This is a genomic window from Mesorhizobium sp. M0701 (genome assembly GCF_040320365.1).
GTDB lineage: Bacteria > Pseudomonadota > Alphaproteobacteria > Rhizobiales > Rhizobiaceae > Mesorhizobium.
The window spans coordinates 1-1,081 of the sequence record NZ_JAMYPO010000119.1 but is presented as its reverse complement, the minus strand read 5'-3'; the positions used below and the strand labels follow the sequence as shown (position 1 = coordinate 1,081).

The following is a 1,081-nucleotide window of genomic DNA, read 5'->3' as shown; positions in this document are numbered from 1 at the left end:
ATTTCTCCAGACATCCTGTGCACCTCGAAAGGCTTGACCGGTGGCACCATTCCGCTGGCGGCCACGCTTGCCACCGATGCGATCTTCCAGGCTCATTATTCAGCGGATCGCAAGAAGACGTTTTTCCACTCGAGTTCCTACACGGCCAATCCGATTGCCTGCGCGGCAGCACTCGCCAATGTCGAGATCTGGCGTGACGAGCCAGTGGCCGAGCGGATTGCCACCCTGAGCGCGAGGCAGGCCGCCGGCCTTCGGCGCTTTCGCGATAATGCCAACTTCACCGACAGCCGGACGATCGGCACGATCCTGGCTCTCGACCTGCGCGCCGGCTCTGCCGGCTATCTGGCCGAGATCGGACCTAAGCTGCGGGCCTTTTTCCTCGAGCTCGGGCTGCTTGTGCGCCCGCTCGGCAATGTCCTTTATCTCCTGCCGCCCTATTGCATCACCGGCGACGAGCTCGATCGGCTCCATGACGCCATCGAGGAGGCCGGCGAACGCTTCGGCTCAAAGCCATGAGCAGGTTGTCGCGCCTTCTCGGGTTTGGCCATCATGCGCCTGGGCGCAAAGTGGCGAATGCCGAGATCGAGAGCGATCTCGGGCTCGAACCCGGCTGGATCGAGCGGCGTACTGGAATCCGGTCGCGCTTCTGGGCAACGGACGAAGACACGCTGTCTGGTCTTGCTGCGCAGGCCGGCGCCATGGCGCTGGCCAGCGCCGGCATTGCGCGCAACGACATCGGTCTGCTGCTGCTTGCCACCTCGACGCCCGATCACCTCCTGCCGCCCAGCGCGCCCCTGGTCGCACATCGGCTGGGGCTCGGCCGCGCCGGCGCTGTCGATCTGACCGGCGCCTGCGCCGGCTTCATCTATGCGCTGATGTTTGCGGACGGATTTACCCGCCTGCACGGCAAAGCGAGCCTTGTTATCGCCGCCAATATCCTCAGCCGCCGCATCAATCCCTCTGAGCGCGCCAGCGCCGTGCTGTTTGCCGATGCCGCCGGCGCCGTCGTGATCGGTCCGTGCGAGGATACTGATCGGGGGATTCTCGGTGCCTCCGTGGATTCGGACGGCTCGCGATACGG

Annotated in this window: 1 protein-coding gene and 1 pseudogene; both read left to right on the top strand. The window is 65.0% G+C overall.

The features are described 5' to 3' along the window. Positions 1-516: aminotransferase class III-fold pyridoxal phosphate-dependent enzyme (locus tag NKI24_RS35785; protein ID WP_352750909.1), on the top strand; the 516-nt coding region annotated here is incomplete at its 5' end. Beyond that, positions 513-1,081 (top strand): annotated as a pseudogene (gene bioZ / locus NKI24_RS35780) (3-oxopimeloyl-[acyl-carrier-protein] synthase BioZ); the annotation flags it as partial. The gene NKI24_RS35785 and the pseudogene bioZ, both read left to right, overlap by 4 nt.